Here is a 16,763-nt window from a genome sequence, read left to right as displayed (position 1 = left end):
CAGCAGCGTAACCCATTGAGATAGGGTCGCCTAACCTATGCAAGGCCACCCTTACCGACCAGAGGTCAGAGCTGTGAATTCGAACGCATCAACCGCCACGGACCACCGCGACGGCTTCGTCCCGTTCCCCGCCGACCTCGCCGAGCGGTACCGGCGGGCCGGCTACTGGGCGGGCCGGCCGCTGGGCGAACTCCTGCGTGACGCGGCCCGGCAATGGCCCGAGCGGCCCGCACTGCTCGGCGATACCCCGACCTCTTACGCGACCCTCGACCGCGCGGCCGACCGTATGGCGCACGGCTTCCTCGCCCTGGGCGTCCGGCCGGGCGATCGGATCGTGCTGCAGCTGCCCAATGTCCCCGAGTTCGTCCCGGTGCTGTTCGGCCTGCTGCGCGCCGCGATCATCCCGGTGCTCACCCTGCCCGCCCACCGCCGGGCCGAGATCGAGCATCTGACAAGGCTTTCCGGCGCGGTCGCCTACGTGACGGCGGACCGATTCGGCGACTTCGACTACCGCACGCTGGCCGCCGAGGTGCAGGCGAATGTCCCCAGCCTGCGGCACATCCTGGTGCTCGGTGACCCCGGCCCGTTCACCGACCTGAATTCGATTCCCGCCGAAGGCGATTCACTCCCCGAGGTCGACGCCTCCGATATCGCCCTCATGCTGGTCTCGGGTGGCACCACCGGCCTGCCCAAGCTCATCGCCCGCACCCACGACGACTACGCCTACAACGCGAAGGCCAGCGCCGAGGTCTGCGAACTCGGCCCGGACGACGTCTATCTCGCGACGCTCCCTGTCGCCCACAACTTTCCGCTGGCCTGCCCCGGCGTGCTGGGCACGGTGGCCACCGGCGGGGCCATGGCCTTCGTGACCGACCCCAGCCCGGAGAGCGCCTTCGCGGCCATCGAACGCCACCGCGTGACCGTCACCGCCGTGGTGCCGCCGCTGGCCCAGCTGTGGTGCGCGGCCGTGGAATGGGAGGACGCCGACCTGTCCTCGCTGCGCCTGCTGCAGGTGGGCGGCGCGAAGCTGGCCGAGGTGAACGCCCGCGATGTCGGTCCCGCCCTCGGCGGGCGCCTGCAACAGGTGTTCGGCATGGCGGAGGGCCTGCTCAACTACACCCGCGCCGAGGACTCCGACGACCTGGTGTGCACCACCCAGGGCCGCCCGCTCTCCCCCGCCGACGAGGTCCGGGTGGTGGACGAGCACGGCCGCGACGTCGCCGACGGCGAGGAGGGCGAACTGCTCACCCGCGGCCCCTACACCCTGCGCGGCTACTACCGTGCCCCCGAACACAATTCGCGCGCCTTCACCCCGGACGGCTATTACCGCAGCGGCGATCTGGTGCGCCGCCTGCCCAGCGGGCATCTGATCGTGTCCGGCCGTATCAAGGACGTCATCAACCGGGGCGGCGAGAACATCTCCTGCGACGAGCTCGAGGAGCACCTGCTCGCCTATCCGGGCGTCCGGCACGCGGCCGCCGTCGGCCTGCCCGACCCGGCGCTCGGCGAGAAGGTGTGCGTGGTGCTGGTGACCGCGGGCGACCTGCCGGCCCTGGCCGCCGTCAAGGCGTTCCTGAGCGAGCGCGGCCTGGCCACCTACAAGCTCCCGGACGTATTGCGGCAGGCCGGCGCCCTGCCCGTCACCGCGGTCGGCAAGATCGACAAGAAGGCCCTCGCCGCGCGCTGCTGAGCCCCGCGTCCTAGGGTTCAGACATGGGCGGGTGGAACACATCGGATATTCCTGACCAGACCGGCCGGATCGTCATCGTCACCGGCGCCACCAGCGGCCTCGGCGAGGCCACCGCGCGCGCCCTGGCCGCCGCCGGCGCCCACGTGATCATGGCCTGCCGCAATGAGGTCAAGGCGCAGGCCGTGGCCCGCACCATTTCCGGCACCGTGCAGATCCGCCCGCTCGATCTGGCCGACCTGGCCTCGGTGCGCGCCTTCGCGGCGGGCGTCGAGCGGGCCGACGTTCTCGTCAACAATGCCGGGGTGATGGCGGTGCCGAAGCAGCGCACCGTCGACGGCTTCGAATTACAGATCGGCACCAACTATCTCGGCCACTTCGCCCTGACCGGCCTACTGCTGGACCGGATTTCGGAGCGGGTGGTGAACACCTCCAGCCTCACCCATCTCATCGGCCGCATCGACCTGGAGGACCTGAACTGGGAGCGGCGCGCCTACTCCCGCTTCGGCGCGTACGCGCAGTCCAAGCTGGCGCTGCTGCTGTTCACCTACGAGCTGCAGCGGCGGCTGACGCTCACCGGTTCGCCCGTGCTGGCGGTGGCCGCGCACCCCGGCTACGCCGCCACCGAGATCAGCTCCGAGACCCAGAACCTGCTCGAGCAGATCATCGGACTCGGCAACCGGCTGGTGGCGCAGAGCGCCGAAATGGGCGCGCTGCCAACGCTGTACGCCGCCACCGCCGAGGTCGAACCGGGCGGCTACTACGGTCCGGACCGGTTCAACTGGCGCGGCCATCCGACCCGGGTCGGCTCCACCGCCGCCTCCCACGACGAGAAGACCGCCCGGCAGCTCTGGGAGCTGTCCGAGCGGTTGACCGGGGTCGAGTTCGGCATCTGACGCTCAGGCGCGCACCACATACGGCGCGACGCTGCCGAGCTTCTCGCAGGTCTCCTCGAATTCACGCTCGGGCCGGGACTGTCCGACCACGCCCGCGCCCGCGCGCAGCCATGCGCCCGCGCCGGTCTGATAGACCGCGCGCAGCACCAGCGTCGCCTCCAGCGCACCGTCGGGCGAAACCGTCACCACCGCACCGGAATACAGGCCGCGCGGATCGTGGTCGAGGCGAAATACCGCGTCGACGCCCGCGGCCTTGGGAATGCCGGAGGCGGTGACGGACGGGAACAGCGTCTCCAGCGCGTCCCACGGGCTGCGGTCGGCCGCCAGCCGCCCCCGCACCGTGGAGGCCAGGTGCTGTACGCTGCCGCGCTCCCGCACCGCCATGAAGTCCGAGACCGCCGTGGTGTCCGGCTCCGCGACGGCCGCGATCTCCGCGAAGGAGGTCTGCACCGAAATGGCGTGCTCGACAATCTCCTTCGGATCCCGTACCAGGTCGGCGCGGGCGGCCAGATCGATCTCGTCGCCGCGTCCGAAGGCCCGGGTGCCGGCCAGCGGCTCGGTGGTGACCACCCGGTCCCGGTCCACGGACGCGACCAGTTCCGGGCTGAAGCCCGCGGCCTCCAGCCCGCCCAGGCGCAGCAGGAACGAGCGCGCGGGGGTGTTGTGCACGCGGCCCAGCCGGTAGGTGGCCGGGATGTTCACCGCGAAAGGCAGTTCCACCTTCCGCGACAGGATCACCTTCTGGTACTTGCCGTCCCGGATCTCGGCGACACCGGTGGCCACCCGGTCCCGGTAGCCGGTGGGATCCACGGTGACGTCCACCGGATGGGCGAGGGGCAGCGGCGCGGCCTGCGCGGCGGCGATCAGCGCGTGGATGTCCCCGGTCTCGGCCGGCGTCGCACCCGACACCCGCACCCCGGCGGCATCGATGCGCACCTCGATGCGCGGAATCATCAGGTGTGCCAGCGTCGCTCGCGGGTGCACGTGCCCGGTCGCGCCCAGCGACCAGGCGCAGAACTCGAATCCGATCCAGCCGAAGGCGTTCCGGTCGGTCAGTGGCAGTCCGGCCAGCGCGCCGTCGACGGCCTGCGCGGGATTTCCGGACCACGATCCCACGGTGGTCTGCCCGTCCCAGCTCACCCGGAGTTCGTTCGCGTCCAGCTCGACTCCGCCCAGCGGGCCGGCGGCGAACACCCACTCGCCGGGCCGCTCGTACACCACGTACTCACCGAAGCGATCCGCCGCCGCGAGGGCGGTGACCGCCGCGACCGGATCGGTGACGTGTTCGCCCCACCGCTGCTCCCCCTCGAGCCTCACGCGTTCGTCAGCGACCGACACCTGACCTCCAAGGTTATGCTTACCTAACTCGATGGGTGAGGTTAGCATTGCCTTTCCTGTAGTGGGGAGGCGTCGATCGCGACCTGCGTCACGGCGCCGCGAAACCCCAGCGAAACCCCCGCCCCAACCGGGGAATTGCGCGACCTTCCGCCCGGCGCCGCAGGTTTGGGCTTCAATGGAGCGCAGCGGCTCATGCGGAGGTAAACAGAATGCTCGATCATGACAGCCGGCTCCCCGAAGCCGCACTCACCGCTCCGCAGTCCGTGGTCGCCCTGGTCGACGCCACCTCCCCGGTGGAGCGTGCCCTCGTCGGCCACTGGCTCGCCGAGGGCGGCATCACCCAGGAATTCGGCACCTCGGCCCCCGTCACCCAGCTCGACCTCGACGCCGCCGCCGTCACCGCCCGGCTCGTCGGGCGCGCCGACGACCCGCTGGTGGTCCCGGTCCGGGTGCTCTGGCTACCGCCCGAGCGAGACGGCGTGCGCCGCACCACCTTCAGCGACCTGCTCACCCTCACCAACCCCCGCAAACCCAACCGGCTCATGCAGCGCCGGCTGCTCAGCAAGGCCCCCGACCGGCACCTGGTGCTGACCGGCCAGCCCGCCCGGCTCAGCGAGCTGCGCGCCAACAATCCCGGATCCGCCGGTGCCCCCGACGCTTTCGGGCGGGCCATCGTGCGCGCCGGCATCGTCGCCCTGGAACGCGCCGAACGCGCCGTCATCGGCGACCGGTACAAGGTGCCCCGGCTGGTGGTCGAGGAGATTCTGGACTCGCCCGAATTCCTGCGCCGGCTCGACGCCATCGCCGAGGAATCCGGCATCCCCTCCCGCGAGATCTACCGGCGGGCCGAGAAGGGTCTGCGCGAACTCGTCGCCGCCCAGAGCCGGCTGGTGTCGGACCTGTTCACCCAGGCCATGCGGCCCGTGCACGCCTCCACCTGGAAAGTCGACGCCGACGAGACCGGGCTGGACCGGCTGCGCTCGCTCAACCGGCGCTACCCGCTGGTCTTCCTGCCCTCGCACCGCTCCTACGTGGACGCCTTCGTGCTCGGGGACATCCTGGCGCGCAACGACTTTCCACCCAATCACGTGGTCGGCGGGGCCAACCTCAAATTCTGGCCGATCGGGCCCATCGCCCGGCGCACCGGAACCGTGTTCATCCGCCGCAGTTTCGGCGACGACGAGGTGTACAAGGCGGTCGTCGAGGAGTACTTCGCCTACCTGCTCACCAAGCGCTTCAACCTGGAGTGGTACTTCGAGGGCGGGCGCACCCGCACCGGCAAACTCCGCCCGCCCCGCTACGGACTGCTGAATTACCTTGCGGCGGCGATCCGTTCGAAACGCATCGACGACGTCATGCTGGTACCGGTCTCCATCACCTACGAGCGGCTCAACGAGATCGGGGCCATCGCCTCCGAACAGACCGGCGGCCGCAAACAACCCGAGGGTCTGGCCTGGCTGGCCCGCTACGTGCGCAATCAGCAGCACTCGGCCGGGCACGTGTACGTGCGCTTCGGCACCCCGCTCTCGGCCCGCGAACGGCTGGCCGTACACGGCGATCCGCTGACCGCGCACCCGAATCCGGCGCCCGAACCCGCCCTCGAACTCGAGCACCTCGCGGTGCAGCGGCTCGCCTTCGAGGTCGCCGTCGGCATCAACGACGTCACCCCGATCACCGTCAACGCCCTCACCACCCTGGTGCTGCTGGGCGTGCACGAACGCGCCCTCACCCGCGGCGAACTGCGCGCCGCCATCGCACCCGTGCTCGGTTACATCGAGCGCCGGAACCTGCCGGGCGGCGAACTCGGCACGCTCCGTGACGATCACGGGCTGGCCGTGGTCCTCGAACAACTCACCGTCGCCACCGTGGTGACCGCGTACCGCGGCGGGCTGGAACCGGTGTACGCCATCCATGCCGGAGCCCACCTGGAGGCCGCGTTCTACCGCAACAGCGCGGTGCACTGGTTCGTCAACCGCGCCATCCTCGAGCTCGCCATCCTCACCGCCGTCGAAGCGCCCGAGGGCGATCAGCTCCGGGTCGGCTGGGAGGCCGCCTACCGGCTGCGCGACCTGCTCAAGTTCGAATTCTTCTTCCCGGAGCGAGCCGAATTCACCAGCCAGCTCACCGCGGAAATGCTGCTGGTGGACAACGAATGGCATGAGCGCACCGCGACCGGCACCGTCGGCTCCGAAATCCTGGCCCGGCTCGCCGAATCCGGATTCATGATGGCGCACCGCGTGCTGCGCTCCTTCTTCGACGCGCAACTGGTGGTGGCCGAACGGCTGGCCGCCCGCGACCCGGTCACCGAGATCGACAGGAAGGCCCTCGTCGACGAATGCCTGCAGGTCGGCAAACAGATGCTGCTGCAACAGCGGCTGCACAGCCCCGAATCGGTGTCCTCCGAATTGTTCGGCAGCGCGGTCAAACTCGCCGACAACCACGGCCTGCTCGCCCCCTCCGACGATCCGGCCGACCTGGCCGCCCGCCGCAGCCGCTTCGCCGCCGAACTGCGCGCCATCGGCCAGCGCATCTCCCGGGCCGCCACCCTCGACCCCTCCAACCGCCTGGAAGCGCTATGACACACCGGGTCCGGGGCATCGGCACGAGCAGGCCCGCACCGCCACACCGGCCCGGCGTAGGCGTCACCCAGCGCCCGGTCGGCGCCCAGAATCTCGACCAGGCCCTCGAAGCCGTGCGCACCGGGCCCCAGGGGCCGCGCGTCGCGGCGATATTCGACTTCGGCGGCACCGTCGTGCACGGATTCAACCCGCCGCCCCTGGCCCGGCGGCTGCTGCGCCGCAGCAGCACCCGGGGCGCGCTCACCGCCACCCTGCTGGGCAGCATTCGCGGCGCCCGCAGCGAGGGCGAATACGAGCGCTTCCTGCAATCGGTCATGTACGGCTGGGCCGGGACCGCCGAGGACGAGCTGATCACACTCGGACGACAGGTGTTCGCACGCAGCGTGTACGGGCACATCTATCCGGAAGCCTGGCGGCTGGTCCGCGAGCACGAGGCGGCCGGGCACACGCTGGTGCTGATCAGCTCGGTCACCTGCTACCAGGTGCGACCGGTCGCCGAAGAACTCGGCGTCCCGCACGTGCTGTGCACCACCATGGCCGTACAGGACGGCGTGCTCACCGGGCACGTCGAGGGAAAGCCGCTGTGGCGCAATGGCAAAGCCGACGCCGTGCGCCGCTTCGCCGGCACCCACGACATCGACCTGAGCCAGAGCTGGGCCTACGCCGACAGCGCCGCCGACCTGCCACTGCTGCAGACCGCCGGGCACCCGGTCGCGGTGAACCCGGATCCGCGTGTGGTGCTGGAGGCGGCCGAAAGGGATTGGCCGGTGCTGCATTTCCGGCCCCGCCAAGCCCCTCGGGCCACCGACTACGTCCGTACCCTGGCCGGATTCACCGGCCTGCTGGGCGGGGCACTGTTCGGCGTGGCCGCCAAGGCGCACACGAAACAGCGCCGCCAGATGGCGGATTCGATGATGACCCACGCCGCCGACACCACCCTGCGCGGCACCGGTGTGAAGGTCCGGGTGACCGGCGCCGAGAACGCCCGCGCCCCACGCCCGGCCGTGTTCATCTTCAACCACCAGAGCCAATTCGACATCGTGGTGCTGGCCGAGGTGCTGGGCACCGGATTCACCGGCATCGCCAAGCGGGAGATCACCAAGAACCCGATCTTCGGGCCGCTCATGCGCTTCGTCGAAGTGACCTTCATCGACCGCCGTGATACAGCGGCCGCCAAGGCCGCACTGGAACCGGTCGTCGAAACCCTGCGCGGCGGACTGTCGGTCGTGATCGCACCCGAGGGCACCCGATCCCTGACCCCGCGCATCGGGCCGTTCAAGAAGGGCGCGTTCCACATCGCCCGGCAGGCGGGCGTGCCGGTGATCCCGGTGGTGATCCGCAATGCCGGCGAAATCGCGTGGCGCAATTCGGCCGTGGTACGCAAAGGCGTCGTGGACGTGGCCGTCCTACCGCCGATCGATGTCAGCGGCTGGGATCCGGACCGGATGGACGCCGACGTGGAGCGGGTCCGTCAGCTGTTCGAGGACACGCTCCTGCACTGGCCGAGTTAGACGGCCCGGCCGAACAGCAGCTTCCACGGCATGGCCGCGGACTCCAGCTGCACCTTCAGGCTCATCTTCGAGGCGCCCTTGGTGCGCTCCTCGAAACGGATCGGGACCTCGGCGATCGAGATGCCCTTCTTGACCGTCCGGTAGTTCATCTCGACCTGGAACGAGTAACCGTTCGACTTGATCGAGGCCACGTCGATGGCGCGCAGCGTGTCCGCCTTCCACGCCTTGAAACCGGCGGTCGCGTCCTTCACGCCCAGGCGCAGAATCATGTTCACGTAGAAGTTGGCCCAGGCCGAGAGCGCCTTGCGGTACCACTTCCACTCCGCCGCGGTGGAACCGCCGGGGACATAACGGGATCCGAGCACCACGCCGGCGTCGGTGGATTCCAGCTTGTCGAGCATGGCCGGGATGACCTCGGCCGGGTGCGACAGGTCGGCGTCCATCTGAATGACCACGTCGGCGCCCTCGTCCAGCGCCTTGGTGATGCCGGCGATGTAGGCCCGGCCCAGACCGTCCTTCTCGGTGCGGTGCAGCACGCTCACCACGTTCGGCAGATCGGCGGCCAGCTTGTCGGCCACCTCTCCGGTGCCGTCGGGCGAATTGTCGTCCACCACCAGCACGTGCAGGTCGGCCACCGGCAGCGCGGTCAGCCGCTCCACCGCCACCGGCAGGTTCTCCCGCTCGTTGTAGGTCGGCACCACCACGGTGACCTTCAAGGTTTACCCTCCCGCTTGGTCGTTTTCTGGCTACGAAACCGTACCTGGTCCACCTGAGTGCCTCGTGAGCGCACCGAGCAGCGCGTCACCCCCGTCACTCCGGCGCCTAGTCGTCCTCTTGGTCCGCGCGCCGATTTCGTTCCCGCACAATATCCAACGCCCGCTCCGCTGTCGCCTTATCCGGATAAGGCCCGATCCGATCCCCTACCCAGCAGGTCTTCCCCTGCTCCGCCTTCTGATGGGAGATGCAGTAATACCACTGGTTGTCCTCAGCCATGATCCCCAGCATCCCACCAAGATCAGCACCACATGAGGGAAAACACGCCAAGCAAGAACGATCAACACCGACCAGCCCCGAGAGGGTGGGTCCGGGGGCGCAGCCCCCGGCTGGGGCGTGGGGGCTCGGCCCTCACAAGACAGACGAAGAGGGCCCCCGCCCGCGCTTTCCGCGAGCAGAGGCCCTCTGCGATCGAAGTGGCCAAGGCCGGGATCGAACCGGCGACCTTCCGCTTTTCAGGCGGACGCTCGTACCAACTGAGCTACCTGGCCGTAGGCACCCGATTCGAATGCCAAGGTGTACTACTTCTTGCAGTGCAAGGAGAGTCTTGCGACCCTGACGGGACTCGAACCCGCGACCTCCGCCGTGACAGGGCGGCGCGCTAACCAACTGCGCCACAGGGCCTTGCTCTTGCTCCTACAACGATGTTGCCATCGTTGTACCCCCTACGGGATTCGAACCCGCGCTACCGCCTTGAAAGGGCGGCGTCCTAGGCCGCTAGACGAAGGGGGCCCGCCGGATCTCTCCGGACCGTTTGCTCAACGGCTTCCGTTGGGAGCGGAGATAGCTTATGACAGGCTCCGCGTGATTCCCAAATCAGCTGGTCAGAGTCCCAAGTTCAGATCTTCGAGCCGCGCGGACACCCGCCATCCGGCGCGGCGGAACTCCTCGGTCCATTCCGGTGTCGCAGTGGCCTCCACTATCACCTCGAGCGCCTCGGCGAACCGGGACCGCAGATCCACCGGACCCGCCAGCACATCGGAGATATAGCGCTGGCCCGCCAGCGCCGCCGCCAAGGTGCGGGTGAACCGGTCCGGATCCGAATCCTGGCGCAGCTGTTTGTGCTCGGCCGCCTTCACCGCGAGCTGCCGGATGGCGCGCCCGAGGATGCGGCCGCCGCCGGCCTGGATGTCGCGATAGAACTCCGGCTCGATGATGAGCCGGAACTCGGCCTGGATGATGATGTCGTTCTCCAGCCGCAGCGCGATCTCGTCGATCATGCCGTGCAGCACGTCCAGTGGACCGAGATCGGTTCTGGCGAGCCACCTTTCGGTCGATGCCCGGTAGCGGTCGACCGCCGCCTCCAGCACCGCGCGAGCCAGGTCCTCCTTGGAGTCGAAGTGAAAGTACATGGCTCCCTTGGTCGCCCGGGAACCTTCCAATATGCGGTTGAGCGATGCAGCGGCATAGCCGCTCTTCCCGAACTCAACGGCGGCGGACCTGATGATCGCCGCGCGTGTCCGGCGGGCCCGCTCTTGCTGCCGTGCCATGCTCGAAACGCCTCCGAAGCTAGCTAACCGTCGCTGACCGCCGCGCGGCCTCGACGCAAAGTTATGTGTCTTTCAAATACTTCAAAACGGGCTTCGCCCGGAATTACCAAACTTTTGGTACGAAAAAGCGCGAAAAACTTGAAACACACCAACTGGTATAGTTTTTCCCGCCCGGATGCACCACAGGGGGTGCGCACCCGGGCGTTTCGTCGTCCTGGTCCGCCTCCCCGCAGCTTCATCGTATTAGAGCCGCGATCGGCCTGACCGGTCGCGACACGTTCGGGCACATCAACGATAAGCCGAATCCCGTGCCGCCGGGGCAATCCCGGTTCTTCGGGAATTCACCAGTCGGTCACCGTACCCGGAAAACGCACCCAGCGTGAGGTGTACCGGAAAGTCAGTTAGCCATTACACCCCCTTTCGAAAACCGCAATTCCGCAGCAATCGTATGGACGATTGGTCCGAATCGACGAATTCGCCCATATCCCATCGAGGTTCGGCCGGCCGATCGCCGCCGCGCGCACCGTCCATACCGACATCGCACGGCCGCCGGCCCGCCGCGCCCTTGCGCGCGCCGGCTCCGACCGGTTTCCACATCCAGCCCCAAATAGCTTGCCACGCATCACCATTGGATGATATTCACACTCCGGCGCAACGAAACAAACTGAGTGGCAAGGCGATTGCCGGACCACTCGGCACCGGCGATCGGCGCCCACTCCGCGGGCTGCCCGGAACCCCTCGGACCACGGGCACGGCGATACCGCATCGCCACCTCACCCCGCCCACACTCCGCGCCGACCCCGGTCCGCCCTCGGGTCCACCTGCTCGCGGTGCCGCACCGACCGGTCCGCACCCTCACAGCGCCACATCGTCCCCCCAACCGACCCCCGCGGCTCCCCGAGCCCCGCCGATCGGCACGGCCCGTCACTGCAACGGCACACCGCGTCATTCCCCCGCGCGAACCCCGCTGATTCACCGCGGCCGGTCCCCGCGTGCCCGCGCCGCACCCGCGCGGGCCGCGGCCACGCAGCATGACCTGCGCAAATACCATCTGCCAGAGCACGATCGGATACTCGTTTAACACTTGCGGGGTCGGCGCATTAAACTGACGTCCCGCACGCCCCTATAGCTCAGTTGGTAGAGCTACGGACTTTTAATCCGCAGGTCCCAGGTTCGAGCCCTGGTGGGGGCACGCGTGTGAGGGGCCCGGAACCATGTCTCCGGGCCCCTCGCCACATCCGCGAACCTGTGGCAATCTGTCCGGGTTTCCCCTACCGTGGCCCGGGTCGAGCTTTTCCCAGGTACCACCATCACAGGCGGAGTTCATGACTTCCTTCGATGACCTGCTCTCCAATGTCCCCGTCGCCCAGATCGCCGAGAGGCTCGGCGTCGACGAGGCGACCGCCAAGACGGCGATCGACGCGGCCGTCCCCGTCCTACTCGGCGGCTTCCAGGCACAGGCCGGCAACCCCGAGGTCGGACTGAATCTGGAGAACGAAGTCGCCAATCAGCCGCACGGCCTGCTCGACGGCGGTGTCGACATCGATCAGGTGGATGTGTCCAACGGCAGCCAGATCGTCGATCAGACCTTCGGCGCCGAAAAGAACACGGTCCTCAGCGCTCTCGGCAATGTCGGCGGCAGCAACATCAGCCAGGACCTGATGGGCAAGCTGCTGCCGATGCTCGCGCCGATCGTGCTGGCCTACCTCAGCAAGAAGGCGCTCGGCGGAGGCAACGGGGCCGGCGCCCAGTCCTCCGGCGGGATCGGGGATCTGCTCGGCAGTCTGCTCGGCGGCGCCACCGGTGGAACCGCCGGCGGCGGTCTGGGCGACATACTCGGCAAGGCGGTCGGCCAGAACGCGGGCAGTGTGCTCGGAAGCGTGCTGGGCGGTCTGCTGGGTAGGAAGTAAATCGCGCGCCCGACGACAAGGCGCGGCTAACGAAGTCCGGCCCACGGCGATAAACCCGTCGCTGTGGGCCGTTGTCATATGACATCGCTCACCTACCCCGCAATGGTGCGCATGTGAGTTTCACATCACCCTACGGTCACGTAAGGTATGGGCGCGGCGGCAGGCCGGCGAGGGTACGACAGCACGACGCACGACACGAAGGGCACATGTATGGCAAAGGATCTGACTCAACTCGAGCTGCTGACGGAGTTGGAGCCGGTTGCCGAGGAGAACGTCAATCGCCACCTCTCCCTGGCCAAGGAATGGCACCCACACGACTACGTGCCGTGGGACGAAGGCCGTAACTTCGCCGCCATGGGAGGCGTCGACTGGGATCCCGAGCAGTCGAAACTGAGCGAGCTCGCCAAGGCCGCCATGATCACCAACCTGCTGACCGAGGACAATCTGCCGTCCTACCACCGCGAGATCGCCGAGAACTTCTCGCAGGACGGGGCCTGGGGCACCTGGGTCGGTCGCTGGACCGCCGAAGAGAACCGGCACGGCATCGTCATGCGCGACTACCTGGTCGTGACCCGCGGCGTCGACCCGGTCGCCCTCGAGCAGGCGCGCATGATCCACATGACCAACGGGTTCGCCTCGCCCACCGAGGAACTCGACCAGCTGTCGAACAACGCCGGCTTCCTGTACTCGGTCGCGTACGTGACCTTCCAGGAGCTGGCCACCCGCGTCTCGCACCGCAACACCGGCCGGGTCTGCGACGACCCGATCGCCGACCGCATGCTGCAGCGCATCGCCGCCGACGAGAACCTGCACATGATCTTCTACCGCAACATGTGCGGTGCGGCCCTGGACCTCTCGCCGGACCAGACCCTCGAGGCCATCACCCTCATCCTGGAGAACTTCCAGATGCCGGGCGCCGGCATGCCCAACTTCCGCCGCAACGGCGTGCTGATGGCCAAGCACGGCATCTACGACCTGCGTCAGCACCTCGAAGAGGTGGTGAACCCAGTGCTCAAGAAGTGGCGGATCTTCGAGCGCGACGACTTCACCGCGCGTGGCGAGGAGACCCGCGAGCGCCTGGGCACCTTCCTCGAGAAGCTGGGCAAGGACGTCGTGAAGTTCGAGGAGCAGCGCGACCGCATGCTGGCCCGCGAGGCCGCCAAGCGCGAGAAGGAGCTGGCCGCCACCGGCAGCTAGCCCCGCCTCCGAGCGAACGGCAACGGCCCCTCCGGATTTCGATCCGGAGGGGCCGTTCCGCGTCCGGCGCGCGACTCACAGCAAGCTCCCCGGGATTCCCCAGTCGCACCGGGTGCGCGGGACCGATCATCACTGCATGAGCCTCGACACCCGCGTCCGCACCGCCAATGTGGTGCTGCTGCATGGGCAACCGGGCGATCGGTCCGATTGGGACGCGGTGACCGCCCGGCTGCCCGGATCCCTCACCGCGCTCGCCCTCGACCGCCCCGGCTACGGCGACAACCCGGAACCGGCCGGATCCATCGAGGACAATGCCCGCTGGCTGCTCGACCGGCTGGACCGCGACGGCATCGACAGCGCTGTCCTGGCCGGGCATTCGTACGGCGGCGGCGTCGCGCTGGCGGCCGCGACCCTGGCGCCGCACCGGGTGCGCGGACTCGTGCTGGTGTCGAGCGTGGGCCCGGGCTGCCTGACCGGGTGGGACGAACTGCTCGCCGCACCGTTCGCCGGCACCGCGCTGGCCATGACCGCGTGGTCGGTGCTGCCGTGGCTGGCCCGAAAGGGCCTGGACCACAGCCCCGCCCGGACCACCGCCCCGGCCGCGCTCACCCTGCTCGCCGGCGTACACCACCGGCACGGCCCGGTCTGGCGCAGCTTCCTCACCGAACAGCGCGAGATGTTCCAGACGCTGGATCGGTGGACAGCGCGGCTCGCCGACCTGCGCATGCCGGCCTTGATCCTCGCCGACCCGGCCGATAAGGTCGTGCCGATCTCCACCTCCCGCGCCCTGTGCGAGCAGTTGCCCTGTGCCCGAATCGATCTGATCAGCGGGGGTGGCCACCATCTGCCACGACGGCTGCCCGGCGCCGTGGCCGCCCGGATAGGCGACTTTGTCGACTCGTTGGACTGAACCGATGCGCGGCACCCTGCTCGCCGCACGGGAACGCGCGCTCACCCAGTTCCACACCGAGCGCCGCCATCCCGCCCCGAACCCGATCGAGCCCGGACGGCCGCTGTGGCGGCAGGTCGCCGACGAGGTGCGCTGGTCGTTCACCCCGCCCGCGCTGTGGCTCGAGGGCGTCGGCGCGAATGTGGTGCTGTCCGGGCTGTTCCTGCTGATCTCGCCGCTCACCCTGCACAAGCACGGCTGGGTGGTGCTGGTCGGCGTCTACTTCGCGACCTTCGTGCTCGCCGACGTCACCACCACGAATGTGCTCGGCGTGGACGCCGACCGGACCCGGCTGAGCCTGGCCGCCGGCGTACCGGTGCGGCGCATCCTGATGGTCAAGAACCTCGCGCTGCTGCTCATCGTCGGCCTGCCGACCCTGCTGGCCACGGCCGTGCTCACCGCCGCCACCAGCACCCACCCCATGCAGCGCACCGGGGTCTCGGTGGCCGATGTGGCGCTGCCGATCCTGGCCTGGCTCGGGGTCGGCAATCTCGTGTCGGCGCTGCTCGCGGTGCCGCCCCGCGCGCTCGGGCAGCGCTGGGCCGCCCGCCGCGACTGGCGCAGCACCCTGCCCTGGCTCACCCACCTGGTCCTGCCGTACGGGCTCTATTACTTCGTCGCGCCGATCGACGGCGAGCAGCGCGCCATCCTCGGCCACCACCTGGGCCGCTCGATGTCGGGCGAGCTGCGCGGCGCCATCCACATCGGGGTCGGGCTCACGGTGTGGCTGACCGGCACGGTGCTCGCGGTCGCCGTGGTGCGGCGGCGCGGCCTCCGGATGTGGTGACCGGTGTGACCGGGGGCACTGCCCGCGGTACGCGGCTCTGGCCGCGAACGCGCGGATGAGAGACTGGAGAGCGTGACTGCCTCGCTCGAAGCCCCCAAGACCGAGCTGCGGATCGGCCCCTACCCGCTGGATCCGCCGGTCGTGCTGGCCCCGATGGCGGGCATCACCAATGTCGCCTTCCGCACCCTGTGCCGCGAATTCGGCAGTGCCACTTCGCTGTACGTGTGCGAGATGATCACCGCCCGCGCCATCGTGGAGCGCAACGAGAAGACGCTGAACATGATGGCCTTCGGGCCTGACGAATCACCGCGCTCCATGCAGCTCTACGGCGTCGACCCCAAGACCCTGGGCGAGGCGGTGCGCATCGTCGTCGGCGAGGGCTGGGCCGACCACATCGACATGAACCTGGGCTGCCCGGTGCGCAAGGTCACCCGCCTCGGCGGCGGGTCGGCGCTGCCCTACAAGCGGCGGCTGTTCCGCGAGATCGTGCGCGAAATGGTCGCGGCCGCAGGCGATGTGCCGGTCACCTTCAAGTTCCGCATCGGCATCGACGACGAGCACCACACCTACCTCGACACCGGCCGGATCGCCGAAGCCGAAGGCGCGGCGGCGGTTTCGCTGCACGCCCGCACGGCCGCGCAGCTGTACTCCGGGCAGGCCGACTGGTCGGCCATCGCCCGGCTCAAGGAGACCGTGACCAGCATCCCGGTGCTGGGCAACGGCGATATCTTCACCGCCGACGACGCCCTGCGCATGATGGCCGAGACCGGCTGCGACGGCGTGGTGGTGGGCCGCGGCTGCCTGGGCCGGCCGTGGCTGTTCGCCGAGCTGAGCGCCGCCCTGCGCGGCGAGCCGATCCCGGAGGGCCCCACCCTCGGCAAGGTCGGCGAGATCCTCTACCGGCACGCCGCGCTGCTCGTCGAGCACGACGGCGAGGACAAGGCCATGCGCGACATCCGCAAGCACATGGCCTGGTACCTGATGGGCTTCCCGGTGGGCTCGGCGCTGCGGCGGCAGTTCGCCACCGTGACCAGCCTGGCGCAGATCGCGGATCTGGTCGGGCAGCTGGAGCCGGACGTGCCGTTCCCGCTGGACGCGCTCGGCCCGCGCGGACGCCAGGGTTCCCCGCAGACCAAGGTGGCCCTGCCCGACGGCTGGCTCGACGATCCCGAGGACGCGACCGTGCCCACCGCGGCCGATGTCATGCACAGCGGCGGCTGAGCAGTCGCCGACGCCGACCGCCGACCGCTCGTGGTTCGGGCTCGATCCGGTCAACGCCCGGCGCAGCTTTCGAGGCGTTGCGGCGAGGTCCTGGCACACTTTGCGAAGCGTGCCCGCCCGGGCGCGTGGCATACCCGACACAGCGGAGAAATCGCCCTCACCTGCGGTGGACATACGTTCGAGTGGTTCATCGTGGCGAAATCGTTATCATGGCCCTCGGTATCAAGAGCGAAATGAGGTTCGTTGGTGGGTGACGATCGGTACGGGCGTACGCCACGGCCCGGAGGTCGTGCCCCCTGGGAGCGCTACCCTGCGGACAGCGACGACCCGGCACACACCGGCCGCCGCTCCCGGCACACCGACGACGCCGAACCCGCTGCCGCCGCGCCCATTTCGGTCCAGGACCTGGTCGAGCGCGTGGACA

General features: G+C 69.1%; 12 protein-coding genes and 4 tRNA genes. 10 read left to right on the top strand and 6 right to left on the bottom strand.

Annotated elements, in window-relative coordinates:
* The first annotated feature begins 73 nt into the window (after positions 1-73).
* Positions 74-1,690, top strand: a complete 1,617-nt coding sequence (locus tag ON33_RS03590) for a (2,3-dihydroxybenzoyl)adenylate synthase (protein ID WP_040854993.1) — start codon at positions 74-76, stop codon at positions 1,688-1,690.
* 23 nt (positions 1,691-1,713) lie between these two features.
* Complete coding sequence (locus ON33_RS03585) at positions 1,714-2,583, top strand: oxidoreductase (protein WP_040854992.1); 870 nt, start codon at positions 1,714-1,716, stop codon at positions 2,581-2,583.
* Between the two features lie 3 nt (positions 2,584-2,586).
* On the opposite strand, the gene ON33_RS03580 is transcribed toward ON33_RS03585, so the two are convergent.
* Positions 2,587-3,969, bottom strand: a complete 1,383-nt coding sequence (locus tag ON33_RS03580) for a salicylate synthase (protein WP_085996664.1) — start codon at positions 3,967-3,969, stop codon at positions 2,587-2,589.
* Positions 3,970-4,130: 161 nt separating this feature from the next.
* On the opposite strand from ON33_RS03580, the gene ON33_RS03575 reads away from it, so the two are divergent.
* Positions 4,131-6,500 carry a glycerol-3-phosphate 1-O-acyltransferase gene (locus ON33_RS03575; RefSeq protein ID WP_040854988.1) on the top strand — a complete coding sequence of 790 codons (2,370 nt, stop codon included), beginning with the start codon at positions 4,131-4,133 and terminating at the stop codon, positions 6,498-6,500.
* Complete coding sequence (locus tag ON33_RS03570; protein ID WP_083868560.1) at positions 6,497-8,011, top strand: HAD-IB family hydrolase; 1,515 nt, start codon at positions 6,497-6,499, stop codon at positions 8,009-8,011. Before ON33_RS03575 ends, ON33_RS03570 begins: the two co-directional genes overlap by 4 nt.
* On the opposite strand, the gene ON33_RS03565 is transcribed toward ON33_RS03570, so the two are convergent.
* The 5 genes from ON33_RS03565 to ON33_RS03540 form a co-directional block, all read right to left on the bottom strand.
* On the bottom strand, positions 8,008-8,709 hold the full coding sequence (locus ON33_RS03565) for a polyprenol monophosphomannose synthase (protein WP_040855099.1): 702 nt from the start codon (positions 8,707-8,709) through the stop codon (positions 8,008-8,010). The genes ON33_RS03570 and ON33_RS03565 overlap by 4 nt on opposite strands.
* A gap of 493 nt (positions 8,710-9,202) precedes the next feature.
* Positions 9,203-9,276 (bottom strand) — tRNA-Phe (locus tag ON33_RS03555).
* A 59-nt stretch (positions 9,277-9,335) separates the two neighbouring features.
* Positions 9,336-9,409: transfer RNA gene (locus ON33_RS03550), tRNA-Asp, on the bottom strand.
* Positions 9,410-9,444: 35 nt separating this feature from the next.
* Positions 9,445-9,517: transfer RNA gene (locus tag ON33_RS03545), tRNA-Glu, on the bottom strand.
* 92 nt (positions 9,518-9,609) lie between these two features.
* Entirely contained in the window at positions 9,610-10,275 is a 666-nt protein-coding gene (locus tag ON33_RS03540) for a TetR family transcriptional regulator (RefSeq protein ID WP_040854983.1), read from the bottom strand.
* 1,119 nt (positions 10,276-11,394) lie between these two features.
* Between ON33_RS03540 and ON33_RS03530 the strand changes: the two genes are divergently transcribed.
* From ON33_RS03530 to dusB, 6 genes are all read left to right on the top strand, one after another.
* Positions 11,395-11,467: transfer RNA gene (locus ON33_RS03530), tRNA-Lys, on the top strand.
* A 133-nt stretch (positions 11,468-11,600) separates the two neighbouring features.
* On the top strand, positions 11,601-12,185 hold the full coding sequence (locus ON33_RS03525; RefSeq protein WP_040854977.1) for a DUF937 domain-containing protein: 585 nt from the start codon (positions 11,601-11,603) through the stop codon (positions 12,183-12,185).
* A 210-nt stretch (positions 12,186-12,395) separates the two neighbouring features.
* Positions 12,396-13,382 carry an acyl-ACP desaturase gene (locus tag ON33_RS03520; protein ID WP_040854974.1) on the top strand — a complete coding sequence of 329 codons (987 nt, stop codon included), beginning with the start codon at positions 12,396-12,398 and terminating at the stop codon, positions 13,380-13,382.
* 136 nt (positions 13,383-13,518) lie between these two features.
* Positions 13,519-14,292: an alpha/beta fold hydrolase gene (locus ON33_RS37890; protein WP_051151600.1), complete on the top strand. Its 774-nt coding sequence runs from the start codon at positions 13,519-13,521 to the stop codon at positions 14,290-14,292.
* A gap of 4 nt (positions 14,293-14,296) precedes the next feature.
* Positions 14,297-15,118: a hypothetical protein gene (locus ON33_RS03510; RefSeq protein WP_245550282.1), complete on the top strand. Its 822-nt coding sequence runs from the start codon at positions 14,297-14,299 to the stop codon at positions 15,116-15,118.
* Positions 15,119-15,190: 72 nt separating this feature from the next.
* Positions 15,191-16,339 carry a tRNA dihydrouridine synthase DusB gene (gene dusB / locus ON33_RS03505; RefSeq protein ID WP_218001364.1) on the top strand — a complete coding sequence of 383 codons (1,149 nt, stop codon included), beginning with the start codon at positions 15,191-15,193 and terminating at the stop codon, positions 16,337-16,339.
* Positions 16,340-16,763 lie beyond the last annotated feature (424 nt).

Origin of the sequence: Nocardia niigatensis NBRC 100131 (genome assembly GCF_000308655.1) — a bacterium.
Taxonomy (GTDB): domain Bacteria; phylum Actinomycetota; class Actinomycetes; order Mycobacteriales; family Mycobacteriaceae; genus Nocardia; species Nocardia niigatensis.
Note: the sequence above shows the minus strand (reverse complement) of the source record. Positions and strands in the feature narration are given on the sequence as shown.